Below are 18,011 nucleotides of genomic sequence, written 5' to 3'. Positions count from 1 at the left end.
GGCGCTCCCGTGGACAGCACCACGACACACCGCACCGGCCCCGCCCTCGCACAGCAGTCGTACACGGATTTCCTCACCGACCGGATGGCACGCGCGTGCGACGCCCTCGGCATCGTGCGGGGACTGTCCCGGCCGGTCCTGCGGGAGGTCCGCTCGTTGCTCGACCCCTGGGGCCGGCAGCCGATCGGCACTCGCAGCCGCTACCCGTCCGCCGTGTCCCACGACGGCTTTCCCGCCGAGCTGTCCGTCAACTGGAGCGATGGACCGCCACAGATGCGCATCCTGTTCGAATCGCTGGGCGGTCCTATGACACCGCTGTCCTGCCGGCGGGCCGGGGTCGCGCTGAACGGCAGGCTCGCCGCACGGCCGGGTGTGTCCCTGGACCGGTACCTGAAGATCGAGGACTTGGTCCTCCCCTCACCGCCGGAGCCCGGTCCCGGACTGATATGGCACTCGCTGGCCTGGACCCCGGGCCGCTCCCCCCGCTACAAGGTCTACTTCAGCGCGCAGGCCCAAGGGCGTGCGCACAGCCACCACCTGGTGGAAGAGGCCATGGGGAGGCTGGGGCTGAGCACCGCGTGGAGTCATGTCCGGGGCGTTCTCGGACCGTCCGAGGACCAGGAGCACGAGCTGGAGTTCCTGGCGCTCGACCTCAGTGACACCCCGCGCTCCCGGGTCAAGGTCTACTACCGGCACCACGCCCCGACGGCGGCGGTGCTCAACCGGGTGGCGGGCCTGTCCGGTCGCCACGACAGCGAGCGCGCGATGGCGGCGTACCGCCGGATCCTGGGCGACGCTATGGTGCGGCAGTCCCTTCCCATCCCCAACGAACCCCTGACGTGCCTGGCCTTCCTCCAGGACCACGACATCCCGGTTGAGGCCACGACCTACCTCCGCCTCCCTGGCCTGGTCGGTTCCGACGAGGAGGCGTGCGGCCGGGTCAGCGGTCTGATGGAGGTCCAGGGGATCGACCCCGCTCCGTACCGCTCGATGATCGAGTCCCTGGCGCCCGGACCGCTGTCGCAGACCACCGGGCTGCAGGAGCTGGTCAGTGTCAGGTGCGGCCGACGAACCCCCGACGTCACGCTGTACCTTCGTTTCGCGGCCTACCCGTCGGACTGACGGGGCGGCGGCCGGCCCGGGTGTCAGGGGCGAGACCCATGGCCGCCTGGAGTCTGTCCAACACGCTGGCCGACTCGCTGCGCCCGCCCACTCGCCCGTGCCCCGTCCGCAGGAGGTCAGCGAACGTCTCGGCCTGCAGTTCCTGACGGGTGGTGTAGCGGGAGCGCCCGAGGAGCCGACGGATCAGGTCGGGATGAAGGTCGGGCAGGAGCCCGCCCGGGACCAGCCGGCCAATGGTGTCGTCGTCGAGCAGCACGTGGTGGTCGAACAGCAGGTGCCCGATCTCGTGGAGCACGATGTGCTCCTGGTGCGGAAGCACGGTGTACCGCTCGAAGAAGATGTGGTCGTCGGTGTCGGTGGCCAGTAACAGGCCGCACATCCCGGAGACGGCGGCCTGCGGCGGCAGGGGGTGGAGGTGGAGCGGACGCTGCCGCTGCTCGGCCAGCCGCTCACAGAACGCCTCGATCGAGAAAGGGTTCGGTACCGTGATCCGGCGTAGTATCGCTTCGCACTCTCGACGTATGTCGGCATGCCGGTAATGCGTACGCACGTCCTCTGGACCCTTCTTCACGCAGTGGTTGTCAGGAGAAGGACAGGAATTTCCGGGCGTGTTCCGTCTCCCGGCGTCGGCGGCCGGTCAGGGGCCGGACTCCGGGGATCTTTCCGGTGATGCGCCGCCGTTCTCGTCCGCGCTGGGAAGGTTCTGCACTCTGCGGGCCTCGTTGACCATGGCGAGCAGCGCGTCCAGGGTGGCCGGGGAGAGCCCCTCGGCTCGCAACGCCAGATTGCGGACCTTGGTGTCCCGCAACGCCACGGCGAGTGCCAGCTGGGCACTCACTCGTTCCGACACCTCGTCGTTGAAGAAGAACTCGGGTGGAACGCCGAAGAACTCGGCGAGAACGTCGAGCTGCTCAAGGGTCACATTGGACTTCTTGCCCGTCGCCAGTTCCCACAGATAGGTGCCGGAGATCTTACCGCCGGTCGTCTCGCTGATCTCCTTGGCGAGCTTGGCGTAGCCCGGGCGCCTGCGCTCGTCCGGATAGAAGGCCCCGATGAGTTCGTTGAGCCGCTGGGCGAGCTTGCGGGGCAGTGGCCGCTCGACTCCCCGAGGTGCTGACCTGTCGCTGCCCATGTGCCGCCTTCACGTGACGAGAGGGACCCAACGCTTCCGGCCTGTCCGCCGGGGCGAACAGACTACCTCCTCAAACCAATACAGCCGTCCGGCAGGGTGCACAAGACGCCGGCCGGGGGCGGGAGCACCGGCTCGCCCGGCCGGCCCGACGAACGGCGCACCCCCTCACCTCCCTGAGAGGCCCCGCGCCCCCTACTCCGGTAGCGGTGTCCCTCTGACGAAATGGCCAGCTCCCTCACTACTCGAGAACAATTGAGGAATACAGCGCAACCTTGCCATCATGGTCACGTCGCGACGCCGACGACCCTCACTCCCCGTTCACCCCTAATTTTCCCTGCCGGGGAGTGTCGATGACATCGAGGAGAGCCTCTTGGCCGGCCCGGAATCGGAAGCGGAGCACCAAGAAGTCAGCACCACAGAACTCCACGCTCTGCCATGGCTGCAATGGGAATTGTCGCTGCGCGGAGCATTGGACGAGAAAGAGCTAGCAATGGCGTGGCACGACACGCTGGACAGCCGCCACAAAACGGCTTCGGGCCCGTCGAGGCTGTGCGTGTTCGACGCGGGTGAGGCAGGAGAGGAGATCGGGGCTTTACGCGGGGCCGCGCCCGTCGACATGCGGCACGGCCCCCTCGTGCGCGGGGATCTGGTCCGCGAGGGAGAAGGTCGCTGGAGACTCGTCGTCACAGGGCACCCGCTGGTGGTCGACTCGGAGGCCCTGCGGCTGCTGACCGAGGAGCTGTTCTCGGCGTACGAGGACCGGATCACCGCGCCCCACCGCCCGCCGACTCCGGGGCGCCCCCTCGCAGCCGTGCCGTCCCAGCCGGCCAACGGCCCGGCCGTCGCATCCCGGCGCGTGGCCCGTCGCTCCCTGACTACCGTCATGCTCGGCGAAACGGCCGCTCACGGTCTGTCCCGTCTGGTGACCGCGTGTGGCACCAGCCCGGAGGCGGTCTGCGCCGCCGCCTGGTCCGTACTGCTTACACGACTCGCCGGACAACCCCGCTTCGAACTCGGTGTCTTCAGTGACGGACCAGGCCGTGCCGGATCCCCCGGCCGCTCACGCGCCTGCGCTCCTCTCCTGGTCGACCTCTCCGGTGTCACGTCGTTCGTCACCGCCGCACACGCAGTGGAGGACCTGCTGCGCTCCGCACGGACGACCGGCGAGAGGCCCGCGGACACCGGTGCGGACCCGGCCGGCCCCCTCGACTCCCTCGGCCTGGCCGGGCCCGTCGGATTCGCGTACCTGGAGCGCCACGACTCTGTGCTGGCGGTCACTGGTCTGGAGCCGGTGACCCTTCCGGCCCGCTGGTGGACGGCTGATGATGCCCCGTCCGCCCATCCTCTGGTCCTCAGGCTGGTGGACGCCCACGGCAAGCTGTTCGCCGGAGTGGCCCACGCCCCGGGCCTGCTGGACGAAACCGGCGCCCGCCTGTGGGCCACCCGCCTGGCGGCGCTGCTGACGGCGGCCGCCCGGGACCCCCTCGCCGCTCCGGGCTCCCTGCCGGTCATGTCTCCGGCCGAGTACCGGGCCGTCGTCGCGGAGCCCAACGCCACCATCGTCGCGCCACCCGCCGCATGTCACGCCGACCTGACCCTGTGCGGCCTGGTCGACGCGCAGGCACGGCGCACTCCCGAGGCGGTCGCGGTGGTGCACGAAGGAACCCGGCTGTCCTACGCCGAACTGTGCGAACGCAGCAACCGGCTGGCGCACGAACTGTGCGCCACCGGCGTCGGCCCGGGCGCCCGCGTAGCCGTGCTCCCGGACCGCGGCCCCGAGGCGGTGGTCGCGCTGCTGGCGGTCATGAAGGCGGGTGGCGCCTTCGTTCCGGTGGACCCGGCCTATCCGACGGCGCACATCGCCCACATGCTCGACGACTCCGGGGCCGCGGTGGTCCTGACGAGTCGCGGGTCGTACCAGCGGCTGCCCCCCGCCGGCGGGAAGCTGAGGACCGTCCTCCCCATCGGCCCGGGCGACGGCGCGGAATACGCACACCGGCCCGCCACCGCGCCCGACGTCCCCCTGTCTCCCGCCGACCTGGCCTACGTCGTCTACACCTCCGGCTCGACCGGCAGGCCCAAGGGCGTCCTGGTCGAGCACCGGGGCATCGTCAGCTATCTGCTGGGGATGCTGCACCACTTCCCCATGGGCCCGCGGGACCGGATGCTGCAGGCCACGTCGCTTTCCTTCGACGTGTCCGTCTACGAGATCTTCCTGCCCCTGCTCACCGGCGGCGCCGTGGTCCTGCCCCGATCGGGCAGCCACACCGACGCCCGGTACCTCGGCGAACTGATCGCCGAGCAGGGTGTCACCGGCCTGCACATGGTCCCTTCCCTGCTGCGGCTGGTGGTGCCGCAGCTCGACCCGGAACGGTGCCGCGGCCTGCGCCGTGTCTTCGTCAGCGGCGAGCCGCTGGACGGGACGCTGGTGGCCGCGCTGCACGATCGCCTGGAGGCGGCAGACGTGGTGAACCTCTACGGAGCCACCGAGGTCTCTGTCGACTCCACGTGGTGGATCCCCCCGCGGGACGGGCGGACGTCACCGGTGCTCGTCGGGCGCCCGATGGCCAATGCCACCGCGTACGTCCTGGACGGCGGGATGCGGGCGGTGCCCGCCGGGGTGGTGGGTGAGGTCTTCCTCGGCGGGGCCAGCGTCACCCGGGGCTACCACCGCCGGGCGGCGCTGACCGCCCAGCGCTTCGTCCCGGACCCGTTCGGCGCGCCCGGCGCCCGGCTGTACCGCACCGGGGACCTCGGACGGCTCACCCCGGGCGGCGAGCTGGAACTGCTGGGGCGGATCGACCACCAGGTGAAGCTGCACGGCCGGCGCATCGAGCCCGGTGAGATCGAGGCGACGATGGTCGCCCACCCCTCGGTGACGGGCGCGGCGGTCGTGGCCGAGGGGGATCGGGAGCAGGCCCGGCTGGTGGGCTTCTTCACCGGCACCCTGGCCGACCCCGCGGAGCTGCGTTCCTTTCTGCTGGAGCGTCTCCCCGGGGCCCTGGTGCCTGCCGCCCTGGTGCGGCTGGACTCCCTCCCGCTGTCCCCCAACGGCAAGACGGACCGTGCCGCGCTGGCCTTACTGGCGTCCTGTCCGCACGAGGAAGCGGACGGCGCCCCTCCGCAGGACGCGCCCCCGCAGGGCTCGCCCCGGCCCGGCGCGCACCCAGCCGGAGGCTGGGAGCCCCTCGTCCGGGAGGCGATGTCGCAAGCGCTCGGTGGCGTGTCACTCGCCGCGGACGACGACTTCTTCGCCCACGGCGGCAACTCGCTGCACGCCACCCGACTTGTGGCCCAGCTGCGGGCCGTGACCGGTTCTGCTGTCGGGGTCCGTACCGTCTACGACCACTCGACACCGGCACGGCTGGCCGAGGCGCTGAACACCGCCGAAGACGACGGTTCCCCGCCCGCCGCACCCGCACACGGGACCGGACTGTCCTCCGCGCAGCACCGGATGTGGCTGTTGTCGCAGCTGTCGCACACCCCTGCGGAGTACACCATCACGGTCGCCCACCGGCTGACCGGACGGCTCGACGTGGACGCGCTCGCCAGAGCCATGGACGCCGTGACACAGAGGCACGGCGCGCTGCGCTCCTGCTTCCCCGAGCGGGACGGCGTGCCGGTACGCCGCGAGGCGGCCACCCGGTCGCTCGCCCTCCAGGTGGTGCCGCCAAAACGGGGAGAGTCCCCGGACGAGACGCTACGCAGGGTCCTGGCAGAACAGGTCGCCGCGCTGGACCTCGCACACGGACCCCTGTTCCGTCCCGCTCTGGTGCCGCTGGCGGAGGACGACCACCTGTTGGTCATCGTGCTGCACCACATCATTGGCGACGGCTGGTCCACCGACGTCCTCCTCAAGGACTTGGCGGCCTGCTACCGGGCCCGGGTCTCGGCGGGCACGGGCCCTCGTGAGCCGGCCGCCGGCTACGAGCGGTACCTGGACGCCGAGCGTCGCCGGCGACAGGATGGCACGGTCGACCGTGACCTGGAGTACTTCACGGACGTGTTGGGCGACGCGCCGGACGAAGTCACCTTCCCGCTCGACCAGCCCCGTCCGCCCCAGCGCACGGGGCGGGGCGCGGCCCTCCACCTGGAGTTCGGCGCCGACACTTGCGCGGCGGTCCGGGAACTTGCCGCCGATCACCGCACGACACCGTTCTCGGTGCTGCTCGCGGGGCTGAGCGCCCTGTTGCACAGGACCGGGGGCCACCGGGACGTGGTGCTCGGCAGCGCCGTCGCCGGCCGGTTCGACGCGGGCCTGGAGGACGTGGTCGGCCTGTGCCTGAACAGTGTGGCGCTGCGCTGGCCCGTGGAACCCGGCACGCCCTTCACCACGCTGGTCAAACGGGCCGGAGCGGGACTGCTCAGCGCCATGGAGCACTCCGCGGCTCCCTTCGCCCAGGTGGTGGAGAGGCTCGGGGCCGTCCGTGACGCCCGGCGCACCCCCGTGTTCCAGATCGTCGCACTGTACGACGAGTACACCGACGTGCTGGACCTTCCTGGCGTGACGGCCCGGGTGATGGAGACGGACGACGGGTCCGCCCAGTGCGACGCGGTGTTCACCTTCTCACCGGCGCGCGACGGCGGACTGTCCCTGAAGGTCGAGTACTGCACCGACGTCTACCGGCCGGACTCGGTGCGGCGGTGGGCGGGCCAGCTGGAGACGTTGCTGACGGCAGCGGCCCGCTCCCCGCACAGCCCCGTACGCGACCTGCCGTTGATGCCGCCCGACCAGGTTCGTGCCGTACTGGAGGCGGGGCGGGGCGGCACCGGGCCGTTACCGGACGCCACGGTCGCGGACCTGTTCTCCCGGCAGGCCGCGAGCACCCCGGACCGTACCGCCGTCGTCACCGCGGACCGTACGCTCGACTACCGCGAGCTCGACGAGCGCAGCTCCCGACTGGCGCACGCGCTGCGAGCGCGCGGTGTGGTGCCGGGCACCCCGGTGGCGCTGTGCGTGACGCGTGGCGCGGACACGCTGATCGCGGTGCTCGGCGTGCTGAAGGCCGGCGGGGGCTACGTGCCGATCGAACCGGACACCCCTCCTGAGCGGGTGGACGCCCTGCTGGCCGACAGTGCGGTCCGGTTCGCGGTCACACAGCGGCGATGGGCGCACCTGCTCGGTCCCACCGTGCCGACCGTGCTGCTCGTGGACGATCCCGCGACGACGGCCGGATTCCCGGCCGACTCCCCGGCTCCGGTCGCCCGGCCGGCCGACCTGGCGTACGTGATCTACACCTCCGGCTCCACCGGGCACCCCAAGGGCGTCATGGTCGAGCACCGCAGCGTGGTCAACTACCTGACCGCCCTGCAGGACAGGTTCGGGCTTACGCCGCACGACCGGCTGCTCCTGAAGTCGCCGCTGTCCTTCGACGTCTCGGTACGCGAGGTCTTCTGGGCCCTGTGCACCGGCGCGTGCCTGGTTGTGGCCGAGCCCCGGCGGCACGCGGACCCCGACTATCTCGTGGAACTGATCGAGCGGGAGCGGGTCACTGTCGCCCACTTCGTGCCCAGCATGCTGCACGTGCTGCTGGAGACGCTCGACGGGCCCGGCCGGTGCCCAACGCTGCGCCAGGTGATGACCAGTGGTGAGACACTGCCGGTGCAGACCGCGCGGCGCTGCCTGGAGCTCCTGCCCGGTGAACTGCGCAACATGTACGGGCCCACCGAGACCACGGTGGAGATGACGGACTGGGATGTTCGAGGGTGGACCGAGGCCGAGCGCCTGCCCATCGGCCGGCCCTTCCCGCACACCCGGGTGTACGTGCTCGACGAACTGCTGCGTCCCGTGCCGGTGGGCACCGTGGGAGAGCTGTACGTGGGGGGTGCCCCCGTGGCCCGGGGCTACCTGGGTCGCCCCGCCCTGACCGCGGAGCGGTTCCTGCCGGACCCCTATGGCCCTGCCGGTTCCCGCATGTACCGCACCGGCGACCTGGGCCGGCTGACCGCCGACGGCCTGCTGGACTTCCACGGTCGCAACGACTTCCAAGTGCAGTTGCGCGGCCACCGCATCGAGCTGGGCGAGATCGAGAGCCTGCTGTGCCGGCAGCCGGGCGTCAGGACGGCCGTCGCGGTCGTACGACGCGCCGACGTCCCTGAGGCGGCTCACCTGGTTGCCTACGCTGTCACCGACTCGCCCAGGGCACCGGGAGCCGGGGCGCGGCTGCGTGCGGCGCTGGCCGCGCGGTTGCCCTCCTACATGCTGCCGACGGCCGTGGTCACGCTGGACGGGCTGCCGCTGACAGTCAATGGCAAGCTGGACCGCGCCGCGCTTCCCGCACCGCACGTCGGCGGCGAGGTGCACACCGGGCCCGACCCCCGGACACGCGCACCGGGCGGCCGCACCGCGCGGGTGATCGCCAGGATATGGCGCGAGCTCCTGGAGGTGCCGGAGGTCGGGCCGGACGACAACTTCTTCAGCCTGGGCGGGCACTCGCTGCTGCTCGCTACGCTCGCCGCCCGGATCCGCACGGAGCTCGGCGTGCGGGTTCCCCTGCCGCTGTTGCTGGGCAACCCCGTGCTGCGGGACCTGGCCGCTGCCCTGCCCACGGAGGATGACGACACGGGCGCCGGGCTGCGGCCGCGCCCCGAGGCCCGCGACCGGGCTCCGCTGTCGGCCGCACAGCGCCGGGTGTGGGTCGAGGAACAGATACGGCCAGGTACCCCGACCTACACGGTGCCCGAGGGCTTCCGGCTGCACGGACCCCTGGACGAAACGGCGTTCGAAGCCGCCTGGGGCGACCTGGTACGGCGGCACGACGCGCTGCGCAGCCACGTGACCGGGCACGAACGGCCAGAGCTGACGGTGTCCCGGGATGGGCCGTCGCTGCGCCGGATCGATCTGCGGGTCGCGGGCGCACCGGGCGAACGGGAGCTGCTGGAGCGCGAGGTCCGACGGGTGTTCCCCCTCGACGGGCCCCTGGTGTCGGGCACCCTCGCTCGGCTCGCTGACGACGTACGGCTGTTTCTGTTCACCGCCCACCACCTCGTGGTGGACGGCTGGTCGCTGGACGTGCTGTGGAAGGATCTGGAGCGGTTGTACCGCCGGCACCGGGAGGGAGCCGTACCGCCTCCGGAAATGCCGCGTCTCACCTTCACCGACTACACGTGGTGGGAGCGGGAGCAGGCCGCCGGGAGTGCCCTGGAACCCCACCTCGCCTTCTGGTCCCGGGAACTGACCGGCGTACCGGGTACGGCACTCCCCCTGCCGCCGCTTCCCGCCGAAGCAGACACGGTAGGCCTCAGCAGGACCGTCGCGCTCGGGACCGGGCTGTCGGAGCAGCTGCGGACCGTCGCCGCGGAGCTCGGAGCCACCCCGTTCCTGCTGACGCTCACCGCCTTCGGAGCGGCCCTGGCGGCGGAGCTGCCCGGTGAACCGGTGATCGGCGTGGAGACCGCCAACCGGACCGACGCCCGGACCGCCGAACTGGTGGGACTGTTCATCAACCATGTGCCGCTGCGGCTCCGCGGCCTGCGCGGCACCTCGGTGCGCGAAGCCCTGAACGCGGTGAACACCTCGTGGCAGCGGGTTCTCGGCCACGCCCACGTCCCCTTCGACACAATCGTGGACCACGTGGGACACCGCGAGCGGGGAGGCCAGCCCCCGGGCTCCGAGGTGGCCTTCTCCTACCTGGACCAGCGCGCCACACTGCGGATCGACGGCCTGCACGTGGAGCGGATGGCGCCGCGGTTCAACGGCACCACCAAGTTCGGGCTCCTGCTCGAGGTCTTCGACACCCCTGATGGAATCGTCGGTGTCTTCGAACATCGGCCCCACCGGATCGACCGCGGCCGGATGAACCGCGTCGTGCGGCGGTGGGAGGCCGCGCTGTTCGCGCTCCTCACCGGCACGGACGCCTCACTGGAAGCGCTGAGCTGAAAGGAGGCTCCGATGACGACACCACCGCTGGAACCCCCGGTGACACCGGAACACCGCGTCCTGGAGTACGTGAAGCGTTCGATCGCCGGCTACCCGCTGGTGCCCGTGCGGACCGTGGAGACGGAGATAGCCGGAACGACCAGGTCGATCACCCTCAAACTGGAAGGACACTCACCCTGGCGGTCCATCAAGGGCCGCACCGCGCTCAGCCTCATCAGGTCCGTGGCCGGGGAGATCACCTCACCGGACACCACCGTCGTCGAGTCGACCTCGGGCAATCTCGGTCTGGCGCTCTCCGCTATCTGCCACGACCTGGGCCTGCCGTTCGTCGCCGTCGTCGACCACCGGCAGTCCCCCGTCATCCAGCATGCCATCGAGGCCAATGGCGGGAAGCTGGAATGGGTCGCCACCTCTGCGGACGCCACGACGCATCTGCAGGACCGGATCGCCCGGGTCCGCTCCTTGGTGCGCGACTTGCCCCATGCCGTATGGCCCAACCAGTACGAGAACGACGCGAACTGGCGGATCCACGAGACGTGGACCGCCCCCGAGATCGACGCACAGGCCGGGGAGAGAATGCAGGCGCTGTTCGCGGCGGTCTCCACCGGCGGGACGCTGGCCGGGCTGTCCCGCTACTTCCGGCGCGCCAGGCCCGGAGTTCGGGTGGTCGCCGTGGACGTGGAGGGATCGACCGTCTTCGGCGGTACCCCCGGGCCCCGAGTCCTGACGGGGATCGGCGCCAGCCGGCGGTCCTCGTTCGTCCACGCGTCCCACTGTGACGAGGTCCTGGCCGTGGAGGAACGGCGGGCCGTCGCGTGCTGCCACACCCTGCGGGAGGACACCGGGATATCCCTGGGCGGTTCGAGCGGAGCGGTGATCGCCGGCTGCCTGGACTACCTCTACCGGCACCCCGAGATCCGCAACGTGGTGTGTCTCTGTCCGGACCTGGGCGACCACTACGTCCCGACCGTCTACCACCCGAGCTGGCTCGACCGCATCGGATTGCCCGGTGAGGCGAGCCGCCTGCGGCACCGCATGGGAGCGGCCTGCGCGGGTTTCCGCTTCGGCGACGCCGCTGACAGCCCCCACACACCGAAGGAGGACTCACCACGATGACCGTGCCCGGCACCCCGCCCCAGCACGCACTGCCCGGCGCCATGGGAGGCCCGTCCCCCGCGACGCCAGCGCTCGCCGAACTCCGGCTCAGCAAGGAGGAGGCCACCGCCGCCCAGGACCTGGCGCTCGACTGCGCCCGGTGGTACGCGGACGCGGACGCGCCCGACTTCCTCGTCGAGGCCGGGACGATCGCCCACGACATGCCCGCCCGGGTGCGCCGACACATCGAACGGGCCCGGCTCGGGGAGAGCGCACACGCCCTGCTGCTGCGCGGCAACCACGTCGACGACGACCGGCTGGGCCCCACCCCGGAGCACTGGCGCGAGGCGCGCACCTCCGAGTCCCGGCCGTACTCCTTCCTGCTCACGCTCTACGCGGCGCTGCTCGGGGACGTCTTCGCCTGGTCGACCCAGCAAGACGGCCGGGTGGTCACCGATGTGCTGCCCATCCGGGGCGGCGAACGCAGCCTGGTCAGCTCCAGCAGCCGGCTGGAGCTCGGCTGGCACACCGAGGACGCGTTCTCCGCCTACCGCGCCGACTACGTCGGGCTGTTCTCGCTGCGCAATCCGGACCAGGTGGCCACGACCCTGGCCGGCGTCCCGCTGGAACGGCTGGACCGCGACACCGTGGACCTGCTGTTCCAGGCACGCTTCCTCATCAGGCCCGACGACTCCCACCAACCCGTGAACAACGTGTCCACGAGCGCGGACGACCGGCACTTCGCGGACATCACCAATGCCTGCGACCACCCCTCCCCCGTGCCGATCCTGACCGGTCACCGCGCCGCCCCGCACCTGTGCATCGACGGTGACTTCAGCGCCCCGGTCGAGGGAGACGACGAAGCGGCGCGGGCCCTGGCCGAACTGCGTGAGGGCATCGGCACGGCGCTGTACGACGTGGTCTTGGACCAGGGCGACGTGGCCTTCATCAACAACCGTCACGCCGTTCACGGTAGGAGGGCCTTCGAGCCGCGCTACGACGGCCGGGACCGCTGGCTCAAGCGCATCAACGTCACCCGGGACCTGAGCCGCTCCCGCCGGGTCCGAGCCGATGCCGGCTCACGCGTCCTGGGGCACGCGTGAGGGGGCCGGGCGGCCTGCGGCGGGCCGCTCTGGAGGACTGGCTACGCGAACGCTACTTCCGCGCCACGACCGACATCAGCAGCAGCGGAGTGCACAATTACCCGCTGGGCGCCCTGCGGGAGCTGGACGCGGACCTGCGCGAGGACGAGCTCGACCGCCTGGTGTTCCGGGACGGCCCGCCGACGGGGACCGAACGGCTGAGGACCGCGATCGCGGCACGGGTACGCCCGGGGCCCGACCACACGGTGATGACGACGCACGGGTCGAGCGAAGCGCTGTTCCTGGCCTTTCACGCGCTGCTGGCCCCGGGGGACGAAGTCGTGGTGCCGGCACCGGCGTACCACTCGCTGGCGGCGCTGCCCGCCTCTCTGGGCGCCGTCCTGCGCGTCTGGCCACTGCGGCCGGAGAACGGCTTCCAGCCCGATCTCGACGACCTGCGGGAGGTCCTCAGCCCCCGAACCCGTCTGGTGGTGGTCAACTTCCCGCACAACCCGACCGGGGCCTGTCTGGACCCCGCGGATCGCGCGCCCTTCCTCGACCTGGTCGAGCGCAGCGGTGCCACGCTGCTATGGGACGGTGCCTTCGCGGACCTCACCCTCGACCATCCCCCGCTGCCCGACCCCACACGGGACCTGGAGCGCTCCCTGTCCTTCGGCACCCTGTCCAAGGCGTACGGCCTACCGGGTCTGAGGGTCGGCTGGTGCGTGCTGCCGACACGGCTGGTCCCGGAGTTCCTGCGGTACCGGGACTACCTGACGCTGAGCCTGTCGCCGCTGATCGAACTGCTGGCGGCGGTCGCCGTGGAGAACGCCGAGGCTCTGATCACGCCCCGGCTCATCGAGGCGAGGGAGAACCGGAAGCGGTTGAGGCAGTGGGCCGCCGCCCGTCCCGACGTGGTGGACTGTGTGGTACCGCGCGGTGGAGTGACCGCCTTCCCCCGGTTCCCCGGACACCCGGACACCGCCGCGCTGTGCGAGACCCTGCTGACCGACCACGGGGTGCTGACCGTACCCGGCGATTGCTTCGGCCATCCGGACCGTATGCGCGTCGGGTTCTCTCTGCCCGCGGCGGACCTGAACCGCGCCCTGGACGTGGTGGCGTCGGTGGCGGTGCGCACCGCGTCACCACAGGGGGCGGCTCCATGACGGCCACGGCCGCCGAGGGGCGGCCACAACGGCTGCGGGACAACCGCGACTTCCGCCTCTGGTGGGGCGGCACCCTGCTCAGCTCCGTCGGCGACGAGGCCACGCGGGTCGCCCTGCCCCTGCTGGTGCTGCTGGTGACCGGATCGCCGCTCCACGCGGGACTGGTCGGTAGCGTCCAGGCGATCCCGCCGCTGGTGCTGGGGCTGCCCCTGGGCGTGCTGGTGGACCGGGTCTCACGCCGATCGGTGATGACCACGGCCGCGTTCGTCAGCACCGTGTCCATCGCCACCGTGCCGGTCGCGTTCCTCATGGACGCGCTGACCCTCCCCCAGCTGTACCTGGTGGCCCTGTGCAACAGTGCCACCGCCACCGCGTACCGCATCGCCAACACCGCAGCACTGCCGCACATCACCGGCCCCCACCGGCTCGGTGAGGCGGCCGGTCAGAACGAGACGATCTGGGGTGTCTCCGCCCTGCTCGCCCCGCCGCTGGCCGGCCTGCTGTTCGAGACGGTCAGTCCCGCCGCACCGTTCCTGGTCGACGCGCTGTCGTTCACCGTCCTGGCCGTCGCCCTCCTGGCGATCCGCTCCCCGCTCGGTCCGGACGCGGACTCCGCGCCGCTGCGCTGGCGCCGCGAGCTGACCGAGGGCGCCCGCGTCATCCTGCGGCTGCCCGTGGTGCGCTGCCTGACGGTGCTGGCCACCATCGGCGACTTCGTCTTCGCCGGCATCGGCCTGCTGCTGATCGTGCTGGCCCGGGAGAGCGGCGCGTCAGGGCTCGAGGTGGGCGCGGTCTTCACTGCGGCCGGGGTCGGCAGTCTGGCCGGCTCTGCGCTGGCACGCCGCGTCGAACTGACCCTGGGACTGCGCGCCGCGGTCATCGGCAAGCACTGGCTGACCGCCGCGTTCTTCCCGGCCCTGCTGCTGGACGTACCGAGCTGGGGCATCGCGACGGTCTGGGGGCTCATTGCCTTCCAGGTCGCCGTCCTCAACGTGATGCAGATGAAGTACTTGATGGCGCAGGTGCCGGGCGACCACCTAGGCAGGGCCCAGGGCCTGATGACTCTGCTGTCGCAGGGCAGCGTGCCCTTGGGCTACGCCCTCACCGGCCTGCTGCTGGACCTGTTCGGTGCCCGGGGCACGGTGTTGTTCCTCGATGCCGTCCTGCTCGCGCTGGCCGGGTACGCCACGGTGGCCCGGGGGTTGCGGGCCACGGTTGAGAACGTCCACTTCGACGGGCAGCCACTGGGCGGCCCTGGGGGTAAGCCATGACGGACCTGGACTTCACCACATGGGATCTGCGCACCGAGCGGGAGGTACGGTCCGCCTCCGCCGTCCTCACGGGACCCGAACCGGACTGGGACTACGAGACCACGCTGGCCGCCCTGGTGCTCGACCAGGCGGCCCGGACCCCAGCGGCCGTCGCCGTACGGCTGAGCGAACAGCAGCTTACCTACGCGGAGCTGATCGGCCGGGCGGGCGCGGTGGCCTCCTGGGTCGCGGCTCTGCCAGCCGAACGCCCCCTGGTCGGCGTGGTGGGGCACCGCGGCCTGCCGGTGTACCCGGTGCTCCTGGGCGTTCTCCTGGCCGGCGGCGCGTATGTGCCCCTCGATCCGGACAGCCCTCCCTCGCGGCAGCGCGCCGTGGCGGAAAGGGCCGGTGTGGCGGCGGTGGTGACCGACGCTGAGGGATGGGCGCGGCTCGCGCTGCCCGGGACACGGGCCCTGATCACCGATGAGGTACTCCCCTTCCAACGCGCCCGGTTACTCCGGGGGGACCTGGTGGAGTACGGCGAGCTGCCGGAGGCCACCGACCCTAACGAGTCCGGCGGGTCCGGCAGCCCGGTGGCGCGCGGGAGCGGCCCACGACCGCACGACCTGGCCTACGTGATCTTCACTTCGGGCTCCACAGGCACCCCCAAGGGGGTGCAGATCGAGCACCGCAGCGCGGTCAACCTCGTCCGCTGGGTCCAACACACTACCGGCATGGGGCCCGGCAGCCGCGTCACCCAGAACGCCTCGCTCCACTTCGACGCCTCGGTCCAGCAGATCTTCTCGGCCTGGTCGTGCGGCGCGACCCTGCTGCCGGTGCCCGAGGCGGTCCGGGTGGACGGAGCGCGCCTGCACGCTTGGCTCGTCCAGGAGGGCGTGACCCACTGGGATTCCGTGCCCTCCCTGTGGCGACCCGTGGTGGAGCTGTGCGCACGGCGGATCGCCGCGGGCGAGCGGGTGCTGCCCGCGCTGCGGGCGCTGATACTCGCCGGGGAGACGCTCCCCGGCGACCTGGTCAACCAGTGGCGGCCCTGGGAGCAGGGCCACCGCCTGTTCAACGTCTACGGTCCCACCGAGGTGACCGTCGACGCCACCGCGCACGAGGTGACCGCCCCGGTGGAGGGCGTCGCGCCGCCGATCGGCCGGCCGCTCCCGGGCATCACCGCTGCGGTGCTCGACGCACAGGGCCATCCCTGCCCCGTCCACGCCGACGGCGAGCTGCACCTGTCCGGCGTCGGGCTGGCCCGCGGGTACCTCGCCGACCCCGAGCTGACCGGGCAGCGTTTCGTCACCCGGGACGGAACCCGCTGGTACCGCACCGGTGACCTCGTGCGCCGCACCGGGGACGGCGAACTGCTCTTCACCGGGCGCCGTGACGACCAGCTGAAGGTGAACGGCGTCCGCGTGGAGCCGGTCGAAGTGGAGACCGCGCTGCGCTCCTTCCCCGAAGTCACCGACGCGATCGCCTTCGCGGCCCCCGCGGATGGCGGCCGGACCACCCTCGCCGCGTGCGTGGTGACGGCGGTCCCGGTCAGTACGGCGGCTCTGCGCACCTCGCTGTTCGACGTGCTGCCGGCCGCGATGGTCCCGTCCCGGCTGCTCGTGGTGGATTCCCTCCCCCGGACCGCCAGCGGCAAGACGGACCGGCACGCCTGTGCCGACCTGATGGGAGACTTGCCGCCGGACGTCGAGGGCGACACGGACACCCAGGTGGTCACCGGCACCGCGCGCCGTCTGCTCGACCTGTGGCGCCAGGTCCTCGGTCACGCCGGACTCGGCCCCGACGACGACTTCTTCCGCAGCGGCGGCGACTCCATCGCCACCATCCGGCTGCGGCAACGGTGCGCCGAGGCGGGACTGCCGATCCAGGCGATGGACGTGTTCGCCCACCCCACCGTGCGCAGGCTCGCCTACCACCTGGACCGCACTCGGGCACTCACCGCCCCGCCCCGGCACCCGGCCGAGGCACCCGGGTACGACGCCAGCATGCCGCTTCCCCTGCTGCCGGCCCAGCGCAGCCTCGCCCTGACGGCGCTGCTGTCCGGCAAGGAGCAGCAGCCCGGACTCGTCCAGGAGACCCACTTCTACGACGAGGTGCTCGACCTTGAAGCCCTGCGAGGCGCCCTGGACCTGCTCACCGAACGGCACGAACTCCTGCGGATGGGGGTGCTCGACCTGGCGGACGGCCTGCAGCAGGTTCCTGGCGCCGACGCGGTGATCCACCTGGCCCACCACGATCTCGGCCGGTCCGCCCGCGATCAGCAGCAGGAGGCCGTCCGCGCCGTCGGTGACGCCGAACTGCGCGCCGGCTTCGACCTCGCCGGGCCACCGTTGCTGCGGGTGTGCTCATTCGACCTGGGCGCGCACGGGTTCGCCCTCACCTGGACCCTGCACCACGTCGTCTCCGACGGCTGGTCCTGGGAGCTGGTCCAGCGGGAGTTCGAAGCCGTGTACGCGGCGTTGCGCGCGAACCGCTTCCGGCCCCTTCCGCCCGTCCCGCTGTCTCTGAGGGACTTGATCGGCAGGCTGCAGCGCCTCCGGCCACCGCAGCCCTCGCCGGAGTGGCTGGCAGCGCTGCACGCGGTGGAACCGCTGGCGTTGCCGCCCGGACCACTGGAGCCGCAGGCGGCGCGACAGTACGACGAATGGGAGCTACCAGCGAGGGCCGACCGGGCGCTGCGCCACATCGCCGTGGCGGAGGGGTGCACACTCAGCGCCGTGCACCTGCTGGTGTTCGCCGAGGCGCTGGGCCGTGTCTGCCGGCAGAGCGACTTCCCCGTGGCCGTGGTGTCCTCGGGGCGCAACGTCGACCTGCCGGGCATCGACGGTGCCGTAGCCTGCCTGGCTCGGTCGATGCCGGTACCGGTGCGGCTGGATGGTGCTCCGACGGAGCGACTCGGGCTGCTGCACCACGGGCTGGCGGCGGTGGTCGAGCAGGACGCCGCCGATCCGGACGAGGTGCTGGGCGGGCTGCCCGCGCCGGTACGGAGTCCCGTCGCCACGTTCGTCTTCCAGAACTACCCCGACGCACCCGGTAGTTCCGCTCCCGGCACGGCTCCCCTGCGCCGCGCCCCGGTGCCGGTCGTCTGGCGGGAGACCGGGGCGGAGCCGATCGCCCTGGTCTGCCACGAAGGGCCCGACGGCGGTCTGCGCTGCCGTCTCGAGCACGACCCCGGGGCGGTGTCCCGGAACACCGCACAGCTCCTCGCACGCGAGATCCGACGAATCCAACTCCACCTGACGGACCGAGGTCTGTCATGACACC

General features: G+C 71.8%; 9 protein-coding genes. 7 read left to right on the top strand and 2 right to left on the bottom strand.

Annotation, left to right across the window (positions count from 1 at the left end; all coding sequences use genetic code 11):
• Positions 1 to 9 precede the first annotated feature (9 nt).
• Positions 10 to 1,122: a tryptophan dimethylallyltransferase family protein gene (locus tag AC07D6_RS29015; protein WP_479049274.1), complete on the top strand. Its 1,113-nt coding sequence runs from the start codon at positions 10 to 12 to the stop codon at positions 1,120 to 1,122.
• Here AC07D6_RS29015 and AC07D6_RS29010 read toward each other — a convergent pair.
• Together AC07D6_RS29010 and AC07D6_RS29005 are read right to left on the bottom strand one after the other, a co-directional pair.
• A complete protein-coding gene (locus AC07D6_RS29010) occupies positions 1,082 to 1,693 on the bottom strand; it encodes a hypothetical protein (protein WP_479049272.1) in 612 nt (203 codons plus the stop codon). The genes AC07D6_RS29015 and AC07D6_RS29010 overlap by 41 nt on opposite strands.
• Positions 1,694 to 1,759: 66 nt before the next feature.
• Positions 1,760 to 2,254, bottom strand: a complete 495-nt coding sequence (locus AC07D6_RS29005) for a hypothetical protein (protein WP_479049270.1) — start codon at positions 2,252 to 2,254, stop codon at positions 1,760 to 1,762.
• Positions 2,255 to 2,744: 490 nt separating this feature from the next.
• Between AC07D6_RS29005 and AC07D6_RS29000 the strand changes: the two genes are divergently transcribed.
• From AC07D6_RS29000 to AC07D6_RS28975, 6 genes are read left to right on the top strand one after another with little or no spacing between them, the layout of a single operon-like run.
• Positions 2,745 to 10,133, top strand: coding sequence for an amino acid adenylation domain-containing protein (locus AC07D6_RS29000; RefSeq protein WP_479049268.1), 7,389 nt, complete (start codon positions 2,745 to 2,747; stop codon positions 10,131 to 10,133).
• Between the two features lie 12 nt (positions 10,134 to 10,145).
• Positions 10,146 to 11,249 carry a cysteine synthase family protein gene (locus tag AC07D6_RS28995; RefSeq protein WP_479049266.1) on the top strand — a complete coding sequence of 368 codons (1,104 nt, stop codon included), beginning with the start codon at positions 10,146 to 10,148 and terminating at the stop codon, positions 11,247 to 11,249.
• Positions 11,246 to 12,331: an arginine beta-hydroxylase, Fe(II)/alpha-ketoglutarate-dependent gene (gene vioC / locus AC07D6_RS28990; protein ID WP_479049264.1), complete on the top strand. Its 1,086-nt coding sequence runs from the start codon at positions 11,246 to 11,248 to the stop codon at positions 12,329 to 12,331. Before AC07D6_RS28995 ends, vioC begins: the two co-directional genes overlap by 4 nt.
• Positions 12,328 to 13,476 carry a capreomycidine synthase gene (gene vioD / locus AC07D6_RS28985; protein WP_479049262.1) on the top strand — a complete coding sequence of 383 codons (1,149 nt, stop codon included), beginning with the start codon at positions 12,328 to 12,330 and terminating at the stop codon, positions 13,474 to 13,476. Before vioC ends, vioD begins: the two co-directional genes overlap by 4 nt.
• The gene (locus tag AC07D6_RS28980) at positions 13,473 to 14,747 is read left to right on the top strand and encodes an MFS transporter (RefSeq protein ID WP_479049260.1); all 1,275 of its coding nucleotides are present in this window, start codon (positions 13,473 to 13,475) and stop codon (positions 14,745 to 14,747) included. Before vioD ends, AC07D6_RS28980 begins: the two co-directional genes overlap by 4 nt.
• Entirely contained in the window at positions 14,744 to 18,007 is a 3,264-nt protein-coding gene (locus AC07D6_RS28975; RefSeq protein ID WP_479049258.1) for a non-ribosomal peptide synthetase family protein, read from the top strand. The genes AC07D6_RS28980 and AC07D6_RS28975 overlap by 4 nt, the downstream gene beginning before the upstream one ends.
• Positions 18,008 to 18,011: the final 4 nt, after the last annotated feature.

It is taken from the genome of Streptomyces sp. NPDC045287, from assembly GCF_056432325.1.
The sequence above is the reverse complement of the archived record's forward strand: the minus strand, read 5'-3'. Positions and strand labels throughout refer to the sequence as shown.

What these genes read in the sequence shown, in the direction of transcription:
- AC07D6_RS29005 (WP_479049270.1), bottom strand. Translation starts at nt 2,254, where the DNA reads ATGGGCAGCGACAGGTCAGCACCTCGGGGAGTCGAGCGGCCACTGCCC.
- AC07D6_RS29000 (WP_479049268.1), top strand. Translation starts at nt 2,745, where the DNA reads ATGGCGTGGCACGACACGCTGGACAGCCGCCACAAAACGGCTTCGGGC.
- AC07D6_RS28995 (WP_479049266.1), top strand. Translation starts at nt 10,146, where the DNA reads ATGACGACACCACCGCTGGAACCCCCGGTGACACCGGAACACCGCGTC.
- vioC (WP_479049264.1), top strand. Translation starts at nt 11,246, where the DNA reads ATGACCGTGCCCGGCACCCCGCCCCAGCACGCACTGCCCGGCGCCATG.
- AC07D6_RS28980 (WP_479049260.1), top strand. Translation starts at nt 13,473, where the DNA reads ATGACGGCCACGGCCGCCGAGGGGCGGCCACAACGGCTGCGGGACAAC.
- AC07D6_RS28975 (WP_479049258.1), top strand. Translation starts at nt 14,744, where the DNA reads ATGACGGACCTGGACTTCACCACATGGGATCTGCGCACCGAGCGGGAG.